This is a genomic window from Thermotoga maritima MSB8, assembly GCF_000008545.1.
GTDB lineage: Bacteria > Thermotogota > Thermotogae > Thermotogales > Thermotogaceae > Thermotoga > Thermotoga maritima.
The window spans coordinates 224,639-244,516 of sequence record NC_000853.1 but is presented as its reverse complement, the minus strand read 5'-3'; the positions used below and the strand labels follow the sequence as shown (position 1 = coordinate 244,516).

Genomic DNA, 19,878 nt, shown 5'->3' with positions numbered 1-19,878 from the left:
TCACCCCCATGTATAGTTTACCGCCATGATTATGGACGTTGAAACGATCGTGAAGAAAGTAATGAGCCCGCTCGCGAGTTCCGCATCGTAACCCTTTTCAACCGAGTACACGAGTGTCATGATGGCAGAAGGAAGAAGCGGTGAAAGAAACAGGTTCATCTCTTCGAAAGAAGAAAGAGAGAAGATCTTCACTGCGATCAGAGCAACAAGCAACCCGGCAGCATACTTTACGAGTCCCGCCATTAAAATCAGACGGAATTTTTCGTAAACCGATCTGAAGCTGAGATAGTATCCCACAAGAAAAAACACGAGGAAGGCATTAGCGTTCTTTATCGTTCGTGCCACATCGAGAACAATACCAGGTGGAACCACTTTGAGGCTGTTCATTGTTATTCCGACGAGAAGAAACAGAAACGGTGGGAAGGTGAAAACCTTCAGTATTCCTTTTTTGTTCTGCTCAGCCACTGCTTTCCCCACACCAAATATGAAGAAAGAATTCCCCAGGTCGAACAGGGCAAAGTTAACAACCGATGCTTCTCCCCAGAGGCTTTCCGCCAGAGGATACATGAACAAACCTGTGTTGAAACCAACGAAAGAGAGAATGATCGGGATTCTCACTCTTGGATCCTTTATTCTCGAGAAAAACAGAAAGGCAAGAAAGATGAGAAGAAGGTTACTCAAAATACCCGTTGCGGTGAAGGCGAACTTCGAAAAGTGAAAACGTGAGGTGGAAAAACTGTAGAAGATCGCCGCAGGCAGTGTGAAATTCACCACGAGTTTTGAAAGGATCTTACCAGTATCTCTTTCGAAAAATTTCTTCGTCAGATAACCGATCAGTATGATGACCGAAAATTCCATTCAGTGCACCCCTGAGAGGAATTCTACCAGAAAAAGAGGGCGTCTCTTTGACGCCCTCTTTATGGTTTTCTAACACCAATTTTCTTCTTTTCCTTCTTCTTCTTGAACTCACACACACCCACTGGACATTTATCAGCACCTATGTGGGCTTTGAACTCTTCCTCGAAGTTGTCAACGATGGAGAGCAGAGGAACCGGAATGCTTTGACCCAGTCCGCAGAAAGAAGTTTCCCCCGCGTTTCGAGCAATCTCCCTCAACGTATCGAGATCCTCTTTTTTGCCTTCTCCTCTGCTTATTCTCTCCAAAATATTGACGATCATCCTCGTACCTTCCCGACACGGTGTACACTTCCCACACGACTCGTGTTCGAAGAACCTCATAACGGTGAGTGCGAGATCCACCACACAGTGAGTCTCGTCAGCAACGAGAATCACTCCTGATCCGAGAGAAACTCCGTACTTTGCGTAAGAATCAAAATCGAGTGGAACGTCGAGTTTGTCTGGTCCGATGAACGTTCCTGCACTACCACCCGTTTGCACCACTTTCAACTTCCTGCCACCCTCAATCCCCCCACCAAATTTGAAAATGAGATCTCTCACCGTCACTCCCATTGGCACTTCCACGATTCCCTTTCTCACCACATTACCCACGAGGGAGAACACTTTCGTCCCAGGAGAAGACTCGGTGCCGAACTTTTTGAACCACTCCGCACCGTTCATTATTATCCTTGGAACGTTCACAAAAGTTTCCACGTTGTTCACAACGGTGGGTTTTCCAAAGAGGCCAAAAGTGGGAGGGTAAGGAGGTTTCAGCCTGGGTCGAGCGGGTTTCCCCTCTATGGACTCTATCAACGCCGTCTCCTCTCCCGCCACGTAAGCTCCCGCCCCGAGCCTTATTTTCAGATCGAAGTTGAATCCACTTCCGAGGATGTTCTCACCGAGGAATCCGTACTCGTAGGCCTGTTCTACAGCTTTTTTCAAGATTTCTATCGAACTGTGATACTCTCCCCTTATGTATATGTAACCCTTCGTTGCACCAACCGCGTACCCCGCTATGATCATGCCCTCTATCAAAGAATGAGGATCACCCTCCATGATGAGCCTGTCTTTAAAGGTACCGGGCTCTCCTTCATCGGCGTTGCACAGAACATATTTCTGGTCGGCAGAAGCTTTGTAGGTGAATTCCCATTTCAGACCCGTTGGAAAACCGGCTCCACCTCTTCCTCTCAGCCCACTTCGCTTTATCTCTTCGATTATCTCTCCTGGTTCCATCTGGAGCGCCTTGGCGAGGGCAAAGTAACCGTCTCTTGCGATGTATTCCTCTATACGAGTGGGATCTATCTCTCCTACGTTCTTTAGAACGATACGAGTTTCTTCGGCCACCTTCTCTACCTCAACGGTTCCTTTTATTTGACTCTCGGGAATTTCAAGATCGAGCACTCTCCTTCCCTTGAGAATGTGCTCTTCGAAGATCCTCCTCACATCCAATTCATTCCTCACAACGTAGAAAACACCGTCGGGAAGAACGGAAACAATCACTCCTTCTGGATAAATTCCCATGCTGCCCGTTTCCAGCACATCGACGGTATCTTCGAGATTGTGTTCCTTCACAAGATCTCTGAAGTAATTGAGAAAGTGACGAGCACCCATCAACACACTGTTTGAATCCACCGAAACCAGAACTGTTATCGGTTTCATAGCGACTCACCTCTCAGTCTATCTATGAGATCCTTCACACGATCGGGCGTCATGTTACCGTAATACTCGTCGTTCACCATGATCACCGGTGCAACACCACAAAGACCCAGACAACTCGTCATTTCGAGTGTGAAAAGACCATCAGAAGTGGTCTGTCCGAAGTCGATTTTCAGAATTTCTTTGAGGGCTTTGACCACTTCTCTTCCGTTTTCAACATGACACGGCAGACTCTCACAAACCCTTATCACGTATTTTCCTTCGGTTTTGTCGAAAACATGGTGTAGAACGTCAACACCTCGTACACTCTGGAGAGCGGAACATCGAGCTCTTCAGCCACGATCTCAGCAGCCTCCGGTGGTATGAAGTTGTCAAAGCGCTTCTGTATCTCGTGCAGAGTGTTTATCAAAACATCTCTCTCTTCTGCTGTCTCTTTAGCTTTCTGGACGATCTCTGCTATTACCTCCCTCATCTTCACTCCCCCTCGTCAAAAATTTCACAATTATTCACGAAAAATTATACCACTTTTTCTATGCCTTTTAAAAAAGGTTTTTCAACCAGTCAAAAATAGGAATCAAAACCAGCGCCGGAAGTAGGTTCCCAACCTTCACCTCTCTCAGCTTAAGAATCCTTATTCCAAGACCCAGAATCATGACACCACCCGTGCCAACAAAATCGGAGATAAACACATCACCTGTGAGAAAAGTCAAACTCTTTGCGAAAACAACGAGAAGTCCCTGAACGAGGAACACAGAAACTGCCGAGAGAAAAACCCCTGTTCCTAAGGTTGCCGTGAGCACTGTGGCTGACACTGTGTCGAGCACCGTTTTCACGAGTATCAAATCCGCGTTTCCCGTGAGTCCTATGTTTATGGATCCCACTATGGTCATGGGACCAACCAGAAAGAGAAGCGAAGAAGTGAGAAAACTCTCCGCAAACCCCTGAGAATCACTGAACTTCTTCCCAATACCTTCTATTCTGTCCTCTATTCTGAACAACTCTCCGATGATGCCGCCTGCGACGAGTGCGAGGAGAATCATCAAAAAATCATCTCCCTGCGTGACCATCCGGATACCTATACCCAGTGTGGTGAGTCCTATCACCGTGAAAAGGATGTCGTGTAACCTCTGAGGAATCTTTCTTTTGAACAGGAAGCCCACGGACGCACCGATCAAAACCCCAAGTGCGTTCAGAAGAACAGCGTAGTGAAACATTATACCAACCTCCTGCTCTGCGCGAACAGACCGAATATTCCCCCCGTGTGGATGAAAAGAACGTTCTTTTCTGAGTTTCTGAACATTTCGATCATTCCTCTGAAGGCTTTTGCCGTGTAGACCGGATCGAGGATGATGCCTTCTATCGAAGCTACTTCTTTCAAGATCTCCACATCCTCACTGGACGGAATCGCATATCCCGGCCCTCTGTAATCGTCCACCACTTCGAAAACGGTTTCGTTGACTCTCAGGCCGTACTCTTCCATACCACTAATTATTCTTTTCACCTTCCCCACAAAATAATCCGAGTTTTTCGTGGTGACGTTCACACCCACTACGGGTACGTGATATTCCAGAAAGGAAATTCCAGCTGACAAGCCCGCTATGGTTCCACCACTTCCAACAGCACACACAATAGCATCGAAAGATTCGAGGTTCAATTGATCTTTCATCTCCAGCACCGCATTGAAGTAGCCAAAGGCTCCAAGGGAGTTCGATCCCCCTTCGGGTATCACGTACACCTTTTCACCTTTCTTTTCTCTCATCTTTTTGTGAACATCGAAGATCTCATCGATGCGTTCGTACTCTTCCGGGGATACCTCCACTATTTCAGCACCGAGGAGAATGTCGAGGAGAAGATTTCCGTTCAGTACCTTCTCCCCTTTTCTGAGGAAGAGAACAGGTTTCAAGCCGTATCTTCTCGAAACGTATGCCGTTGCTCTGGCATGGTTCGACTGAAGACCTCCACAGGTGAAGACAGTCGTTGCTCCTTTTTTAAGAGCTTCCCATAGAAGATACTCCAGCTTTCTGATTTTGTTGCCCGATCCCACAAGCTCTGTGAGATCGTCTCTTTTAACGTAGATGTTGAACCCGTATTTTTCCGAAAGTCTTTTGAGAAACTGAACAGGTGTGGGTTTAAGGGAAAGATCGATTCTCATTCGTCTCCCCCCTCTTTTTGTTTGTTAGAATTGTAGCACGGGAGGGAGAGAGATTGATAGGAGAAAAGATCATTTCTTTCGAATCCATAGACTCCACGAATCGTTTCTTGAAAGAGAATTACCGTTTCTATCCCGATGGCACGGTGGTGGTCGCGTTGGAGCAGACCTCCGGATACGGAAGAAGCGGAAGACACTGGCACTCTCCAAAGGGTGGATTATGGTTTTCGGTGCTTTTCAAACCGAGAAAGCCACTGGAGCTTTCGTTTTACACAAGGGTGTTCTCAGTAGCAGTTGTGAAAACTCTTGAAAACATGAAAATACATGCGAACATAAAGTGGCCCAACGACGTGTACATAAACGGGAGAAAGCTCGCAGGAGTTCTCTCAGAGGGAATTTTTGAAGGTGCAAAGCCTCTCGCCGTTGTTGTGGGAGTGGGCATGAACGTGAACAACGAAATCCCAGCCGAGTTGAAAACAAGAGCGATCAGTCTGAAGGAAATCATGGGAAAAGAAATCAGCATTGTGAAACTCATGGAGTCGATGTTGAAGAACGCGCGCGTGATTTTCAGAAAATACTCAAGGAAGAAAGAAGCTTTGACGAGGATCTGGAAGAGGTACCTTCTTCAGAAAGAAGGAGATCTCATATCTCTGGAAGGAAAGAAGGGAAAGATCGTAAAGATAAACCCCGATAGTCTGTTGATAGACTTCGACGGAGAGATCAAAAAGGTTTACTCACTCTCTCCTCACTGAGGATTTCATAGCCTCCGTTTCCCACAACCCTTAGGATTATTTTCTTGGTTGGTAAGAACACCTCCACGATGTCTCCGTCCTTTACCTCGTACGAGGCTTTCGCGGGTCTTCCGTTCACCAAAACTCTCTGCCCTTTCAGAAGTTTCTGGGCAATCGTTCTTCTCTTCACCACCGAGATCTTGAGAAACAAATCTAATCTCATGAATTGCACACCCTTTCCAAAAGCTCATCGTCGCTCATTGAGAAGGGGTCTTCTCCTTTCAAAACTAATCTTCTCATAACCAGCATCTTGCTCGTGAAGAAGCGAGGGTCGTATTTTTCAAGGAATTCCATTCTGGTCCCGTCGAAGACCTTCTTTCCCTTCTCGAGTACCACCACACGATCCACGTGATTTATAACTGTTTCGATATCGTGAGAAATGAGAATGACCGTCTTTCCAAGGGTCTTCCACTTCTCTACAATCCTCAGAAGGTCCGTTTTCCCCTCCCGATCCAATCCCACGAGAGGCTCATCGAGGATGAGAATATCCGGTTCGTGAACGATCACAGAAGCGATCGCTACCCGCCTCTTCTCACCGCCGGACAGGAAAAACGGCACTCTGTCTTTGAAAGAGTCGAAATCCAGCCCCACAAACTCCATCGCTTTCTTCACCAGGGGAACAGGATCCCTATCTGGATAGAAGTTTTTCACGGCGAAAGCCACTTCGTCAAAAACTCTCTCTGCGAAGAACTGATCCTCGGGGTACTGAAAAGCGATTCCTATGTTCCTTCTTATCTCATAACCTTTCTTTCTTTCTCCGTCGTAAAGCACATCACCTGAGGTGGGTTCGATCAAACCTGCCACAATTTGAAGGAGGGTCGACTTCCCAGATCCTGTATTCCCAGCAACAAGGAGACACTCTCCTTCGTTTATCACAAGGCTTACATTCTCGAGTGCTTTTTTTTCCAAGGGTGTTCCCCTGTGAAAGATATGGGAAACGTTGACTACTTCTATTCTCATGTTGAAAATTATATCACGTGGTAAAATTTAACGAGAGGTGGATTATCCTATGAACATTGTTGAACGTTTGAGAGATCTCTGGAAGAAGATTGTAGACTTATGGAACTCCATGCCTCGGGAAAGGAAATTCCTCGTGGGAGGAATAGGGATTGCCCTTGTAATAGCGATCGTTCTGTTCGCCGTTGTAGCGTCCGTTCCTCACTACAGACTCCTCGTGTCTGGCCTCAACGAAGACGAGGCAGGTGTGATCATCCAAAAGCTCGAGGAGATGAACGTTCCTTACAAAGTATCCCCTGGGGGAGATATATACGTTCCCGACAGTTACAACGTCTATGAACTCAGAATGAAACTGGCGTCTGAAGGAGTTCTCGGAAGTTCAAGGAAAGGTTTTTCTATACTCAGTGAAAACTCTTTCGGAGCCACGAGCTTCGACAAGCAGGTCAAATATCAGATCGCTTTACAGGAGGAACTTGAAAGAAGCATCATGACGATAAAAGGTGTGAAAGATGCAAGAGTTCACCTGGTCCTTCCGAAGTACACCTATTACGTTCGTGGTGAGATGGCAGAACCCCGAGCTTCAGTTCTCGTGGTCCTGGAACCCGGTGCAGAACTCACCCGCGAACAGGTGAGAGGAATCGTTGAACTCGTCTCAGGAGCCGTTGAAGGGTTGAAACCGGAGAACGTGAGGGTAGTGGATAACTACTCCAGATCGCTGAGCGATATGTTAGAAACAGACGAAGGAACTTTCCTTGCCTCCAGCAAACTGGAATTGAAACAACAGCTTGAGAAATACTACGAAAGCAAAATAAAGAAAGCACTGGAAAGCGTCTTCGGTCCTGGAAGAGTGGAGGTAATACCCGACATATCGATCAACTGGTCCAAGATAGAAACGGAGATGAAAAAGTACGAAGCGCCCGCCAGAAGAGAAGGTCTGGTGAGAAGTCAGGAGACGCAGGTAGAGAAGAGCCAAAACCTTCCTCCAACTGGAGGACCAGCGGGAACGGATTCGAACATACCGCCTCTCACCTATCCATCAGTCACGTCTGAAGGAACGAGTACCTACGAACGAACCCATACCATCACCAACTACGAACTGAACGAAGTGTATCAGAAGATAATACAGAACCGCGAAGGGGAGATCTCCTCGCTTTCCGTCGCCGTCATAATCGATGCTTCTTCTTCTGTTCTTCAAAACAGCAGTGACTGGAGCAGTGTAATAAACGATCTTGTGGAAAAAGGAGTGGGATCCATAACGTCTTCCGCTTCTCTCAGCGTCGCGGTTGCCTTTTTGCCATTCGATCGCTCCATCGAAAGAGCTCTTCAGGAAGAGTTGAAACAGATTGAAACGAGAAGAAGATTCGTTCTGTACTCGGTGGGAATAGCCCTGCTTGGTTTTCTCACGTTCATGCTCATCTATCTTATGATCGTTCAGATAAGAAGAATAAGGGCAAGGAAACTCGCAGAAGAACGGAGAAGAAAACTGGAAGAAGAGGTGAAAGAAATCCTCCAGGAAGAATTGAAGGAGGAAGAGGTATCGCCAGAAGAAAAGGAACTGCTCGAGCTTTTGGAAGAATTGGAGAACATCTTTTCCCGTTCACCTTCCGACATCGCCGAGATAGTCCGACTGTGGTTCTTTGAAAGGGGATGAGGATATGCCCGAGAAAAAGATAGATGGCAGAAGAAAGGCCGCAGTTCTTCTGGTGGCCCTTGGACCCGAAAAAGCAGCCCAGGTGATGAAACACCTCGACGAGGAAACGGTGGAACAACTGGTAGTAGAAATCGCAAACATAGGAAGGGTTACTCCAGAGGAAAAAAAGCAAGTTTTAGAAGAATTCCTGAGTCTCGCCAAAGCAAAAGAAATGATATCAGAAGGTGGTATAGAGTACGCAAAAAAAGTTCTGGAAAAAGCATTCGGGCCTGAAAGGGCAAGAAAAATCATAGAAAGGTTAACATCCTCTCTGCAGGTCAAACCTTTCAGCTTCGTAAGAGACACAGATCCCGTCCAGCTTGTGAACTTCCTCCAAAGCGAACATCCGCAAACTATAGCGGTTGTTCTGAGCTATCTTGATCCTCCTGTCGCGGCTCAGATTCTTGGAGCGCTTCCCGAAGAGCTTCAGACCGAAGTTCTGAAGAGAATAGCTCTGCTCGAACGCACCTCTCCAGAAGTTGTTAAAGAGATAGAAAGGAACTTGGAGAAAAAGATCTCTGGATTTGTGAGTCGAACGTTCAGCAAAGTAGGTGGAATCGATACAGCTGCAGAGATAATGAACAATCTTGACAGAACTACCGAGAAGAAGATCATGGACAAACTGGTTCAGGAGAACCCCGAACTGGCCGACGAGATAAGAAGAAGGATGTTCGTCTTCGAAGACATTCTGAAGCTCGACGACAGATCGATACAGCTTGTGCTGAGGGAAGTGGACACGAGGGACCTAGCTCTCGCTTTGAAGGGGGCTTCCGACGAGCTGAAAGAGAAGATATTCAAGAACATGTCAAAGAGAGCTGCCGCGTTGCTGAAAGACGAACTCGAATACATGGGGCCTGTGAGACTCAAGGATGTGGAGGAAGCCCAGCAGAAGATAATAAACATCATAAGAAGGCTGGAAGAGGCTGGCGAAATCGTCATCGCGAGAGGTGGCGGAGAGGAGCTGATCATGTAGTATGCTTCTCAGAAAGGATGAGGTCTTCTACATAGATCTTCCAAGGAAAATAGAAAAAGAAGAAAAAGTAAAAGAAGAAAAAACAAAAGAAAACGCAGCAGAGGAAATCCAGCGGATCGAAAAAATGAGAGAAAAGATCCTCTCTGAAGCTCAGGAAGAGGCCAGAAAAATCATTGAAGGTGCCAGAAAAGACGCAGAGGAAATCTTAAGCAACGCCTCCAGCGAGGCTGAAGCTTTAAAGCTCGAAGCGAAGAAGGTCTTAGAAGAAGCAAAAACAATGAAGAACGATTTCCAGAAATACATTCTTGCTTTGAAGGAAAAGATCCAGAAACAAGTAAACCAGAGAATAGAAGAGATACTTCCAGAGCTTCTCGATATACTCAGGATCCTCTTCAAGAAGATCCTCGAAAAGGAGATGGACGAGTCCACAGTGGAAAGAAAGTTGAGGAGCGCCTTATCAAAAGTAGTGGGCATCAAAAATGTGAAGATCAGAATAAATCCAGAAGATGCAAAAAAACTGGACCTCAGTGAAGTCAGCAAAGAAACTTTGATACCGGATCCCAATGTAGAAAGAGGCGGCGTCATCGTCGAGACAGATTTTGGAATTCTGGACAAAACCTTCTCTCATCAATGGGAACTCGTGGAGGACATCTTCGAAGAGGTGGTAGGTTTTGAAGGACATCCTGAAAGAGCTGAAAAAGAAGTTGAGTGAAGAAGATTTCAATAAATTCAACGGAAGAGTCACACGAGTGGTAGGACTCACTGTGGAATCGAAAGGTCCAGACGCTTTTCTAGGAGAAATGTGTAAGATCTCACTTCAAAACGGTAAAAACGCACTCGCGGAGGTAGTTGGTTTCAGGGAAGAAAGTGTTATTCTCATGCCCTACGAGGATGTCTCCGGGTTGAAGATGGGCTGTGAAGTCATCAGAACTAACAAAGTACTCGAAGTTGGTGTCAGCAGAAAGATGATCGGAAGGGTGTTCGATGGTCTGGGACGTCCAATAGACGGAAAGCCCTTCGTTCCGGAAGACAGATATCCTCTGATCAACAACCCTCCAAACCCTCTAAAAAGACGAAGAATAAAAGATCCTTTACCGGTGGGTATACGATCAATAGATGGTTTCATAACCATAGGCAAAGGCCAGAGAATTGGAATTTTCGCGGGCAGCGGTGTTGGAAAAAGCACACTTCTTGGAATGATCGCACGAAACACGACGGCGGACATTAACGTGCTGGCCCTCATCGGGGAGCGCGGAAGAGAGGTCAGGGAATTCATAGAGAGGGACCTTGGAGAGGAGGGACTGAAGCGATCTATACTGGTGGTCTCAACTTCCGATCAGCCTGCCCTTGCCAGAGTGAAATCTCTCCTCACCGCCACCAGTATAGCGGAATTCTTCAGAGATCTGGGATACGATGTCCTTCTGATGGTGGACTCTCTCACCAGATGGGCCATGGCTCAGAGAGAAGTGGGGCTCGCAGTGGGAGAACCTCCCACCACCAGGGGATATCCACCAAGTGTCTTTGCCGGCCTTCCAAAAATACTCGAAAGGGCAGGAAACTCAGATAAAGGCAGCATAACAGCGATTTACACCGTGCTCGTTGAAGCGGACGACTTCAACGAACCCATTTCCGACACTGTCAGATCCATCGTAGATGGACACATAATTCTTTCGAGGAGACTTGCCGAATCGAATCACTACCCAGCAGTCGATGTTCTTGCAAGTGTGAGCCGATTGATGAACGATATCGTCACCGAAGAACACAGAGAGGCGGCGAACCGCCTCCGATCGCTGATGTCGGCTTATGAATCCGCAAAAGATCTGATTGAAATCGGTGCTTACAAGAGTGGGACCAATCCACTCGTTGACAAAGCTGTGGAAATGAAAGACGAGATCGATTCCTTTCTGAAACAGGGTGTCTTTGAAAAAGCTTCATTCGAGGAAACCCTTCAGAAACTTCTGGATCTATACCTGAGATCTCTTGACTAAGTAAGTCATGTCTCCTACCATCATGAAGAGTTCGTCGATGTTTTTCAGAAAGCTCAACCTGTTCACTCTCAAGTCGTCCCTCTTCACCATCACAAAGACATTGTCGAAGTACTCGTCTATGTAAGGTTTCAATTCGATCAGATACTGAAGCGCCTCACGGTAGTTCAACCTCTCCAGAGCTTTCAAAACTTTTTCTTTGACTTCGTAGAACTTGTTCATCAGCTTTTTCTCTTCTTCTTTCTCAAAGAGGGCTCCATCGAATTTGGTGGAGTCGTGATTCTTCGTTATGTTGTGGACTCGCTCAAATCCAACGAACAGGTCTTGAAACTCGGGTTTTTCAGATATCTCTTGGAGGGCTTCCGCAGAGAGGATCCCGCGAAGGGGCTTCTTCCACAGGTGATTCACCGCTCTTGCCACGTCGAAGGATATTCCAAGTTCGTTGATCAGAAACTGATAGAACCTGCCTGCAAAGAACGTTTCCAGTTCTTCAGAAAGACGGTACCCCACCAGTGAAGAAGCGAAAGTGAGAAGCTCTTCCAGAGAAATATCCCACTCGTTCTTCCTTATGATCCTGAAGATTGTGTCAGCTTTACTTTTCAGGCCATACGGATCTTTAGAACTCGTGGGAACGTTGCCTATGGCGAAATTTCCCACGATGGTGTCGATTCTATCCGCTATTCCAAGAATGGAACCTATCACTGTCTGTGGCTCTTCAGAGTAGTGATCTTCTATGGCCGTTGCTATTTCTTCGTTTATTCCCTCCCTCAGGGCATAGATCCTACCCATAACACCCTGGAGCTCCGGGAACTCGTACACCACCTTCGAAGCGATGTCTGCTTTGCATATAGAGGCGGCTTCCAGGACCTTCTGCGTGAACGACCCTGGAAGTTTCAGATCTTCACAGAGTCTCTGTGATATTTTCTTTATCCTTTCTACCTTATCGTAGAGTGTTCCGAGTTTCTCCTGAAAAACGATTTCTTTGAGCTTTTCATTCATCTTTTCCAGCGGTGTCTCGAGATCCTTCTGGAAGTAGTACCGCGCGTCTTCCAATCGAGCGTTTATGACTCTCTCGTATCCCTTAACCACGTTCTCCGGTGGTTGTGGACCGTCTTGAAAAGCCACAAAGGTATTCGTCAGGGTTCCTTTATGCGCTATAAAAGAGCGTTGATGATGTTTCACGGCGGTTACTATGATCTCCTCTGGAAGTTCGAGATATTTTCGATCGAACTGTCCAACAACGATCCTGGGATACTCCGTTATCGCCACTATCTCTTCGATGAGTTCTTCATCGCGTTCGATCTTCATACTACTTCTTTTTTCAAATTCATCGATCTGTTCGAGGACGAATTTTTTTCTCTCCAGGTGGGAAGAAATCACGAATCCTTTTTTGAGAGATTCGTAGTACCTTTCCGAATCGGGAATTTCGATTGATCCAGCGTGATACCTTTTGCCGTAAGAGATTCTGGACGATCTAAGACCGAAGATTTCTAAGTCAAGAACTCTTCCATCAACCATCGCCACAATCCAGTGAACAGGTCTGATGTATTCGTGTTCACCGGAACCCCACCTCATGGGTTTTCTAAAATTCAAACCCAAAACGAGATCTCTGAACAGATCTGGGAGAACTTCTTCGACAGGCTTTCCTTCAACAACTCGCGATAAATAGACGTACCCCTCCCTGTGAACCACGTTCTCCAAGGAAGCGTTGTTGTTCCTCAAAAACCCCTCAAGAGCTCTGGTTGGTTTTCCGTTTTCATCGTAAGCAACGTTCAGTGGTGGACCTTTCTTCTCTTCGGTAAAATCCTCCTGTCTCTCCGGAAGATTCTTGAGAATCACACCAAAACGTCTGCTTCCAACGAAGACTTCAACAGATCCGGAAGAAACTCTGTACGCTTTGAGAAGCTCAGCCGATTTTTCCTCGAGCTGTTTCAGAATACTGTGGAATTCGCTCGCGGGAAGTTCTTCGAGTCCCACCTCAAGCAGGGCTGTTCTCATTAGCCTGCACCTCCAGAAAAACTCTCGCAGCCTTTCTTGCCATCGCCTGAATACGTTTCACGTAGGTTTGTCGCTGAGACACACTTATCGCTCCGCGCGCATCGAGAAGATTGAACGTGTGAGAACATTTCAAAATGTAATCGTAAGCGGGAAGGTAAAGATTTTTTTCCACAAGTCTGTAAAACTCCTTCTCGTACTCATCGAAATGTCTGAAAAGGAGTCCTACGTTGGCTTCTTCGAAGTTGAAAACCGAAAATTCTCTTTCGTTTTCAAGGAACACATCACCGTATTTCACGTTTTCATTCCACTGTACCTCGTAAACGTTATCGACTCCCTGAAGATACATGGCGATCCTTTCCAGCCCGTAGGTTATCTCGAGAGGAATGTCCTTCAGGGAAATTCCACCAATCTGCTGGAAATATGTGAACTGGGTTATCTCCATGCCGTCTAACCACACTTCCCAACCAACACCCCACGCTCCGAGGGTGGGAGATTCCCAATTGTCCTCCACGAATCTGATGTCGTGTTCCTTCAGGTTTATACCGAGGTACTCCAGGGACTCAAGATACAGTTCTTGAGAGTTTTCAGGGGAGGGTTTTATGATCACCTGGTACTGGAAGTACCTCTGCAATCTGTTGGGATTCTCTCCATATCTACCATCGGTCGGCCTTCTGCTTGGCTGAACGTAGGCCACTTTCCAAGGACCCTTTCTCAGGCTACCAAAGAACGTAGCGGGGTGAAACGTTCCGGCACCGACTTCCATATCGTAAGGTTGTTCAAGCAGACAACCTTTAGACGCCCAGAAATCGTTCAGTTTCATTATCACATCCTGAAGATACATCTTTCACTCCCCTTCCTTCACAGCGATCGCTTCTATTTCTATTTCTACGTTTCTCGGGAGCTGAGCAACCGCCACAAACGACCTAGCGGGCCTGTGGTCTCCAAAGTATCTGGAATACACCTCGTTGACTCTCTGGAAGTAGTCCATACTGGTCGTAAACACCGTCACCTTCACGACGTCTTTCAGGGAGAAACCGCCCGCCTCCAGTATTGCTTTCAGATTTTCCAGAACTCTCTCAGTCTTTTCTTCTATGGTACCCTGAACGAGTTCACCGGTTTCTGGATCTATGGGAATTTGACCCGAAACGAACATCATGTTTCCGACAACGACCGCCTGAGAGTACGGGCCTATGGCCTTTGGAGCCTTATCGGTTTCGACAAAGCGCTTCATACTATCCCCTCCACCTGAACACGGGTTTCTTCGAAGCGAGCACTTCGTTGACCCTTCGAACCGGTGTGTTGTGAGGAGCGTTTTTCAAAGCATCAGGATTCTCATAGGCTTCTTTTACCACTCTTTCAAGGATTTCGGCGTACTTATCCAGCGTTTCTTTGTTTTCAGTCTCAGTTGGTTCTATCATGAGTGCTTCCGGAACGATGAGTGGAAAGTAAACTGTGGGAGGATGCACACCAAAGTCCAGTATTCGCTTCGCAATATCCAGTGTTCTCACACCGGTTTCCCTGAACACTTTCTCCGCGCTCGCCACGAATTCATGCATGCAGAACCCATTGTATGGAATCTCCAGGAACTTCTCTATTTTTTTCTTCAAGTAGTTCGCGTTCAAAACGGCCATTTCACTCACTCTTTCAAGGCCGTCTCTTCCCATCGTGAGAATGTACGTGTACGCTTTTACGAGAACCGGGAAATTTCCAAAGAAACTCCTCACACGTCCTATGGTCTTTTCAGGAACGAAGAGTTCGTAAAGTTCTCCGTTCTTCTTTACCTGGGGGAAGGGCAGAAAATCCACCAGATGCTTTTTCACACCAACTGGCCCAGATCCGGGCCCTCCCATTCCGTGGGGAGTGGAAAACGTCTTGTGCAGGTTCAAATGGACGATGTCGAACCCCATGTCTCCTGGTCTCACTTTACCCATGATCGCGTTGAGGTTCGCACCATCGTAATAGAGAAGGGCACCACACTCATGCGTCATTTCCGCTATTTTCAGTATGTCCTTTTCGAAGAGCCCAAGCGTGTTTGGATTTGTGAGCATCACAGCGGCTACTTCTTCATCCAGTAGTTTTTTCAAATCTTCCACATCCACCATACCGTTTTTGCTCTTTATCTCCACCACCTCAAAACCAACCATCGAAGCAGATGCTGGGTTGGTACCGTGGGCAGAATCCGGTACGAGAACTTTCTTTCTTCCAGTGTCCCCTCTGTTTTTAAAGTACTCTCTCACTATCAGCATTCCCGTGAGTTCTCCGTGAGCTCCGGCAGCGGGTTGAAGTGTCATATCATCCATTCCCGTTATCTCGCACAACATTTTTTTCAGTTCGTACATGAGCCGAAGACTGCCCTGAACAGTTTCGACGGGCTGATACGGGTGTATCTCTCTGAATCCTTCGAGATTCGCAGCTTTTTCGTTCAGTTTGGGATTGTACTTCATGGTGCAGGAACCGAGGGGGTAGATTCCGAGATCCACAGAGTAGTTCTTTCTGGCAAGATTGGTGTAATGCCTCACCAAATCAGGCTCGCTCACCTCGGGAAGCTCCGGAGGTGTCCTCCTGAGAAATCGATCCGGAAGGGAATATTCTGGAATGTCACTCTCGGGAAGCCGGAATGCTTTTCTTCCCTTTTTAGATCTCTCAAATATCGTCATTTCATCGCCTCCAGGAGCTTTTCTATATCCTCTTTGGAAATCACCTCTGTGGCACACGCGAGTGCTGTGTCTCCAAGTTCCGGATAAAATTCTTCCAAAGGCAACGGCCCAAGGATCTTCTTCTCCATCATTTTCCTCCACCGATCAGGATAATCTTCTGGCACGTTGAAAACGAACTCGTTGAAAAATTCTCCCGAAAAGCACAGTTTGAATCCAATTTCTTCCAGTCTTTCCTGGAGGTAATGAGCGGCGTTGTAAGAACGCCTGGCTACCTCCTTCAAACCATCAGGTCCCATCACACTCATGTAAACAGCCGCGATCAGAGCGGCGTGGGCATGGTTGGAACATATGTTCGAAGTGGCTCTGGCTCGCCTTATGTGCTGTTCTCTGGTCTGAAGGATCATGGTGTAGGCTGTGTTACCGGCTTGATCCACGGTCTGTCCAATCAATCTCCCCGGCATCTGCCTCACGTACTCCTCTCTTGTGGCAAAGATTCCAAGGGAATATCCTCCGAACCACATGGGAAGTCCCAGCGACTGGCCTTCACCAACCACGATGTCTGCCCCGTAACTTCCTGGAGGTTCCAGAAGAGCGAGTGAAACTGGTTCTACAACCACTATCAGAAGAGCATTACCCGATCGGCTTCTGACATAATCGAGATCCTCTATGATTCCAAAGAAATTGGGATATTGAACGGCTATCGCCGCCGTTTCCTCATCGACCTCTTCTAACAGGACCCTTCCCGTTTCGTCGTATCCGGCTTCCACCACGGTGAAACCTCTTTTTTCGAGATAGGTTCTCAAGACTGCTCTGTACTCGGGATGAACGGACCTTGCCACAACCACTTTTTCCTTTCCGGTGAGCCGAAAACTCATTAGAGCCGCTTCCGCCAGAGCGGTGGCTCCATCGTACATGGATGCGTTCGCCACTTCCATTCCTGTCAGTTCGCATACCATGGTCTGGTATTCAAACAGAGCCTGGAGGGTTCCCTGGGATACCTCCGCCTGATACGGTGTATAAGCGGTGAGAAAATCGGGCTTCATCGCAAGATCGTAAACGACCGTGGGAACGTATCTTTTATAAACGCCGGCACCAAGAAAGACAGCGTAGTCTTCAAGAGAATTGTTCATCTCAGAAATCTCTTTCAACTGCTTGAAAACACTGAACTCATCTCTGGACTCTGGAATATTCAGAGACGACCTGGCAGAAACAGGAATCGAAGAAAACAGCTCTTCTATGGAAGAAACCCCTATGAAGTCCAACATGGCACGGACGTCTTCATCCGTGTGGGGAATGTAAGGATAGTTCATCAGGACACCTCCGGATTTCTATGAGAAACTACTCCTGAGCACAGAATTCCTGATAAGCCTGTTCATCCAGAAGATCTTCGAGTTCGCCTTCATCGGATATTTCCATTTTGAAAAGCCAGCCTTCTCCTTCTGGATCCTTGTTTATGAGTTCAGGTTCAGTATCGAGTTTCTCGTTCACTTCCACGATCTTCCCACTGAGAGGAGCGTACACGTCCGCTGCGGCTTTCACAGACTCTATACTCGCCACAACTTCCCCTTTCTTCACCTCTCTGCCGACTTCAGGAAGATCCACGTAGACCACATCGCCGAGCTGTTCCTGAGCGTGATTCGTTATTCCAACCGTTGCTACTTTGTCCTCAATCGACACCCATTCGTGAGTTTTCGTGTACTTTTTCATCTTCAAACCTCCCTCCTCACACTGCCTCTGTAAAATGGTTTTTTTACTACCAGAGCTTCTACAAGCTTTCCACCAGGAAACACCACTCCCAGTTGGTCTCCTATCTTCACCGATTTTGAAACGAGAGCCAGCGCTATCGACTTCCCAAGAGTTGGAGAGAAGTTACCACTTGTGATCTCTCCCACTCTCTCTCCATTCTTTAAAACTTCATAGCCTTTTCTTGCTATTCTTTTTCCAGAGAGCTCAAGCGCCACAAGTTTTCTTTCCACTTTTTCCTTCGCTTTCAGCAGCGCTTCCTTCCCCACGAAGTCTTTGTTCAGTTTTACAACCCAGGAAAGTCCCACTTCGAAAGGATTCGTGTTCTCATCCATGTCCTGACCGTACAGCAAATAAGTCGCCTCGAGTCGGCAAACGTCTCTCGCCCCAAGACCTGCGGGTCTGCCATCGATTTTTCTGAGCAGATTCATCAAAGCATCCCAGACCTTCGGTGCATTCTTCGCTTCAAGCATCAGTTCGAAACCGTCCTCACCCGTGTATCCCGTTCTTGAGACAAGAGTCTCTACACCGGCTACAATACTCTTTCTGAAAGAATAATAGGCAATTTCCTCGAGACCGTCTTCAACAAGCTCCTGGAGGGTCTCCTGTGCTTTTGGCCCCTGGAACGCTATGAGCGCTGTCGTATCTGAAATGTTCGATACTTCGACATCGAAATTCTTCGAATGGGATTTTATCCAGTTGAAGTCCTTTTCAATGTTTGCCGCGTTCACCACCATGAGAGCTTCATCAGGACTCACCTTGTACACAACAAGATCATCGATGATTCCACCGTTTTCATTGCACATGACAGAGTAAATCGCTTTACCATCCGGAAGTGAAGAAAAGTCGTTCGTTATAAGAAAGTCAATAAAAGAAACCGCCTCGGGCCCTTTAACGAGAAATTCCCCCATGTGAGAGACATCGAACATCCCCACCGATTTTCTGACTGCCATCACTTCTTCGAATATGGATGTGTAATAAAGAGGCATCTCCCACCCCGCGAAATCTACCATTTTCGCACCGAGTTCAACATGCTTTTCAAATAGAGGCGTTCTCTTCATTCCCGCATCTCCTCCAGAATTCTCTTTGCTTCTTCTAAAAATTTCTCTGGTACCTTTATCACCATGAGGGCTGAAGAACCAAAAATCGCTCTCGGTGTAACATCATCACACGTTTCAACTACGTAAGGTACTCCGTTTTCTTTCAATATATCCTCGATCATCTTTACCTCCAGTTCACTTCCCTCAATTAAAGTTTTCCACTTCAAAATTTTAATCCTCCTTACACCAAGATTCAGGGTTTGTTAACATCACGAAGAAGTGGTAAATTGACATAGGGAACCCATGTACATTTTATCACTTTTGATGCATATGCTAAACTCTCATTGAAGAGAACAAACAATTCACAGGGAGGCTGATCGCCTTGAAGAAGATAGCAGTACTTACAAGCGGCGGAGACGCACCTGGAATGAACGCAGCTGTGAGAGCCGTGGTCAGGTACGGTGTCAGGCAGGGACTGGAAGTGATCGGAGTGAGAAGAGGTTACTCAGGCCTCATCGACGGCGATTTTGTAAAACTCGAGTACAAAGATGTGGCAGGAATCACAGAAAAGGGAGGAACAATTCTGAGAACTTCCAGATGTGAGGAGTTCAAGACAGAAGAGGGCAGGGAACTCGCTGCGAAACAGATAAAAAAACATGGTATAGAAGGACTCGTCGTCATAGGTGGTGAAGGGAGTCTCACCGGCGCTCATCTTCTTTACGAAGAACACAAAATACCCGTTGTCGGTATACCAGCAACCATAGACAACGACATTGGGTTGACTGACATGTGCATAGGGGTGGACACGTGTTTGAACACGGTGATGGATGCTGTTCAAAAGCTCAAAGACACCGCTAGCTCGCATGAGAGAGCTTTCATTGTGGAAGTCATGGGGAGGCATTCCGGCTACATCGCTCTCATGGCGGGACTGGTGACTGGTGCAGAAGCCATCATCGTACCAGAGATTCCGGTGGATTATTCACAGCTCGCCGATAGAATTCTCGAAGAAAGGAGAAGAGGAAAGATCAACAGCATAATCATAGTCGCTGAAGGGGCAGCGAGTGCCTATACCGTCGCAAGACACCTCGAATACAGGATAGGCTACGAAACGAGGATCACCATACTCGGACACGTACAGAGAGGTGGTTCTCCAACGGCTTTCGACAGAAGACTGGCACTGAGTATGGGAGTTGAAGCGGTCGATGCTCTTCTGGACGGAGAGGTAGACGTGATGATAGCGCTCCAAGGGAACAAGTTCGTGAGAGTTCCTATAATGGAAGCGCTCTCCACAAAGAAAACGATCGACAAAAAACTTTACGAAATAGCACATATGCTTTCATGAA

The 19,878-nt window shown here is 47.0% G+C and carries 20 protein-coding genes and 1 pseudogene; 6 read left to right on the top strand and 15 right to left on the bottom strand.

Going from position 1 to position 19,878, the window contains the following annotated elements:
* The 5 genes and pseudogenes from TM_RS01185 to TM_RS01165 all read right to left on the bottom strand — a co-directional run bounded on the left by TM_RS01185 (position 1) and on the right by TM_RS01165 (position 4,704).
* A complete protein-coding gene (locus tag TM_RS01185) occupies positions 1–858 on the bottom strand; it encodes an AEC family transporter (protein WP_004082920.1) in 858 nt (285 codons plus the stop codon).
* 59 nt (positions 859–917) lie between these two features.
* The gene (nuoF, locus tag TM_RS01180) at positions 918–2,555 is read right to left on the bottom strand and encodes an NADH-quinone oxidoreductase subunit NuoF (protein ID WP_004082918.1); all 1,638 of its coding nucleotides are present in this window, start codon (positions 2,553–2,555) and stop codon (positions 918–920) included.
* A pseudogene (nuoE, locus tag TM_RS01175) lies at positions 2,552–3,024 on the bottom strand (NADH-quinone oxidoreductase subunit NuoE). Before nuoE ends, nuoF begins: the two are co-directional and overlap by 4 nt.
* Before the next feature lie 67 nt (positions 3,025–3,091).
* Positions 3,092–3,766 (bottom strand): DUF554 domain-containing protein, encoded by a 675-nt coding sequence (locus TM_RS01170; RefSeq protein ID WP_004082914.1) that lies wholly within the window; start codon positions 3,764–3,766, stop codon positions 3,092–3,094.
* Positions 3,766–4,704: an aminocyclopropane-1-carboxylate deaminase/D-cysteine desulfhydrase family protein gene (locus tag TM_RS01165; protein WP_004082912.1), complete on the bottom strand. Its 939-nt coding sequence runs from the start codon at positions 4,702–4,704 to the stop codon at positions 3,766–3,768. Before TM_RS01165 ends, TM_RS01170 begins: the two co-directional genes overlap by 1 nt.
* 53 nt (positions 4,705–4,757) lie before the next feature.
* Between TM_RS01165 and TM_RS01160 the strand changes: the two genes are divergently transcribed.
* On the top strand, positions 4,758–5,453 hold the full coding sequence (locus TM_RS01160; protein ID WP_004082910.1) for a biotin--[acetyl-CoA-carboxylase] ligase: 696 nt from the start codon (positions 4,758–4,760) through the stop codon (positions 5,451–5,453).
* Here the strand turns inward: TM_RS01160 and TM_RS01155 are convergent.
* Complete coding sequence (locus TM_RS01155; protein WP_004082908.1) at positions 5,422–5,655, bottom strand: S4 domain-containing protein; 234 nt, start codon at positions 5,653–5,655, stop codon at positions 5,422–5,424. The two genes, TM_RS01160 and TM_RS01155, sit on opposite strands and share 32 nt — an antisense overlap.
* Entirely contained in the window at positions 5,652–6,452 is an 801-nt protein-coding gene (ecfA2, locus tag TM_RS01150; RefSeq protein ID WP_004082907.1) for an energy-coupling factor ABC transporter ATP-binding protein EcfA2, read from the bottom strand. Before ecfA2 ends, TM_RS01155 begins: the two co-directional genes overlap by 4 nt.
* 49 nt (positions 6,453–6,501) lie before the next feature.
* On the opposite strand from ecfA2, the gene fliF reads away from it, so the two are divergent.
* The 4 genes from fliF to fliI are packed head-to-tail and all read left to right on the top strand — an operon-like array spanning position 6,502 to position 11,100.
* Positions 6,502–8,100, top strand: coding sequence for a flagellar basal-body MS-ring/collar protein FliF (gene fliF / locus TM_RS01145; RefSeq protein WP_004082905.1), 1,599 nt, complete (start codon positions 6,502–6,504; stop codon positions 8,098–8,100).
* Between the two features lie 4 nt (positions 8,101–8,104).
* A complete protein-coding gene (gene fliG, locus TM_RS01140) occupies positions 8,105–9,112 on the top strand; it encodes a flagellar motor switch protein FliG (RefSeq protein WP_004082903.1) in 1,008 nt (335 codons plus the stop codon).
* Between the two features lies 1 nt (position 9,113).
* A complete protein-coding gene (locus TM_RS01135) occupies positions 9,114–9,824 on the top strand; it encodes a FliH/SctL family protein (RefSeq protein ID WP_004082901.1) in 711 nt (236 codons plus the stop codon).
* Positions 9,784–11,100: a flagellar protein export ATPase FliI gene (fliI, locus tag TM_RS01130; protein WP_004082899.1), complete on the top strand. Its 1,317-nt coding sequence runs from the start codon at positions 9,784–9,786 to the stop codon at positions 11,098–11,100. Before TM_RS01135 ends, fliI begins: the two co-directional genes overlap by 41 nt.
* On the opposite strand, the gene glyS is transcribed toward fliI, so the two are convergent.
* Genes glyS through TM_RS01090 form a run of 8 tightly spaced genes read right to left on the bottom strand, consistent with a single transcriptional unit; the run spans position 11,077 to position 18,762 of the window.
* Positions 11,077–13,095, bottom strand: coding sequence for a glycine--tRNA ligase subunit beta (glyS, locus tag TM_RS01125; protein ID WP_004082897.1), 2,019 nt, complete (start codon positions 13,093–13,095; stop codon positions 11,077–11,079). The two genes, fliI and glyS, sit on opposite strands and share 24 nt — an antisense overlap.
* Positions 13,076–13,936, bottom strand: a complete 861-nt coding sequence (locus TM_RS01120) for a glycine--tRNA ligase subunit alpha (protein WP_004082894.1) — start codon at positions 13,934–13,936, stop codon at positions 13,076–13,078. Before TM_RS01120 ends, glyS begins: the two co-directional genes overlap by 20 nt.
* Positions 13,937–13,939: 3 nt before the next feature.
* Complete coding sequence (locus TM_RS01115) at positions 13,940–14,326, bottom strand: RidA family protein (protein WP_004082892.1); 387 nt, start codon at positions 14,324–14,326, stop codon at positions 13,940–13,942.
* A 1-nt stretch (position 14,327) separates the two neighbouring features.
* Complete coding sequence (gcvPB, locus tag TM_RS01110) at positions 14,328–15,752, bottom strand: aminomethyl-transferring glycine dehydrogenase subunit GcvPB (protein WP_004082890.1); 1,425 nt, start codon at positions 15,750–15,752, stop codon at positions 14,328–14,330.
* A complete protein-coding gene (gcvPA, locus tag TM_RS01105) occupies positions 15,749–17,062 on the bottom strand; it encodes an aminomethyl-transferring glycine dehydrogenase subunit GcvPA (protein ID WP_004082888.1) in 1,314 nt (437 codons plus the stop codon). Before gcvPA ends, gcvPB begins: the two co-directional genes overlap by 4 nt.
* Before the next feature lie 28 nt (positions 17,063–17,090).
* A complete protein-coding gene (gene gcvH / locus TM_RS01100) occupies positions 17,091–17,465 on the bottom strand; it encodes a glycine cleavage system protein GcvH (protein WP_010865076.1) in 375 nt (124 codons plus the stop codon).
* A complete protein-coding gene (gcvT, locus tag TM_RS01095; protein WP_004082884.1) occupies positions 17,462–18,556 on the bottom strand; it encodes a glycine cleavage system aminomethyltransferase GcvT in 1,095 nt (364 codons plus the stop codon). Before gcvT ends, gcvH begins: the two co-directional genes overlap by 4 nt.
* The gene (locus TM_RS01090; RefSeq protein WP_004082882.1) at positions 18,553–18,762 is read right to left on the bottom strand and encodes a DUF2007 domain-containing protein; all 210 of its coding nucleotides are present in this window, start codon (positions 18,760–18,762) and stop codon (positions 18,553–18,555) included. Before TM_RS01090 ends, gcvT begins: the two co-directional genes overlap by 4 nt.
* A gap of 155 nt (positions 18,763–18,917) precedes the next feature.
* Here TM_RS01090 and pfkA point away from each other — a divergent pair, with 155 nt between their 5' ends.
* Positions 18,918–19,877 (top strand): 6-phosphofructokinase, encoded by a 960-nt coding sequence (pfkA, locus tag TM_RS01085; RefSeq protein ID WP_004082880.1) that lies wholly within the window; start codon positions 18,918–18,920, stop codon positions 19,875–19,877.
* Position 19,878 lies beyond the last annotated feature (1 nt).

Bases quoted from the DNA above. Each gene is read 5' to 3' on its own strand.
- TM_RS01185 (WP_004082920.1), bottom strand. From the start codon at position 858: ATGGAATTTTCGGTCATCATACTGATCGGTTATCTGACGAAGAAATTT.
- nuoF (WP_004082918.1), bottom strand. From the start codon at position 2,555: ATGAAACCGATAACAGTTCTGGTTTCGGTGGATTCAAACAGTGTGTTG.
- TM_RS01170 (WP_004082914.1), bottom strand. From the start codon at position 3,766: ATGTTTCACTACGCTGTTCTTCTGAACGCACTTGGGGTTTTGATCGGT.
- TM_RS01165 (WP_004082912.1), bottom strand. From the start codon at position 4,704: ATGAGAATCGATCTTTCCCTTAAACCCACACCTGTTCAGTTTCTCAAA.
- TM_RS01155 (WP_004082908.1), bottom strand. From the start codon at position 5,655: ATGAGATTAGATTTGTTTCTCAAGATCTCGGTGGTGAAGAGAAGAACG.
- ecfA2 (WP_004082907.1), bottom strand. From the start codon at position 6,452: ATGAGAATAGAAGTAGTCAACGTTTCCCATATCTTTCACAGGGGAACA.
- fliF (WP_004082905.1), top strand. From the start codon at position 6,502: ATGAACATTGTTGAACGTTTGAGAGATCTCTGGAAGAAGATTGTAGAC.
- fliG (WP_004082903.1), top strand. From the start codon at position 8,105: ATGCCCGAGAAAAAGATAGATGGCAGAAGAAAGGCCGCAGTTCTTCTG.
- TM_RS01135 (WP_004082901.1), top strand. From the start codon at position 9,114: ATGCTTCTCAGAAAGGATGAGGTCTTCTACATAGATCTTCCAAGGAAA.
- glyS (WP_004082897.1), bottom strand. From the start codon at position 13,095: ATGAGAACAGCCCTGCTTGAGGTGGGACTCGAAGAACTTCCCGCGAGC.
- TM_RS01120 (WP_004082894.1), bottom strand. From the start codon at position 13,936: ATGTATCTTCAGGATGTGATAATGAAACTGAACGATTTCTGGGCGTCT.
- TM_RS01115 (WP_004082892.1), bottom strand. From the start codon at position 14,326: ATGAAGCGCTTTGTCGAAACCGATAAGGCTCCAAAGGCCATAGGCCCG.
- gcvPB (WP_004082890.1), bottom strand. From the start codon at position 15,752: ATGACGATATTTGAGAGATCTAAAAAGGGAAGAAAAGCATTCCGGCTT.
- gcvPA (WP_004082888.1), bottom strand. From the start codon at position 17,062: ATGAACTATCCTTACATTCCCCACACGGATGAAGACGTCCGTGCCATG.
- gcvT (WP_004082884.1), bottom strand. From the start codon at position 18,556: ATGAAGAGAACGCCTCTATTTGAAAAGCATGTTGAACTCGGTGCGAAA.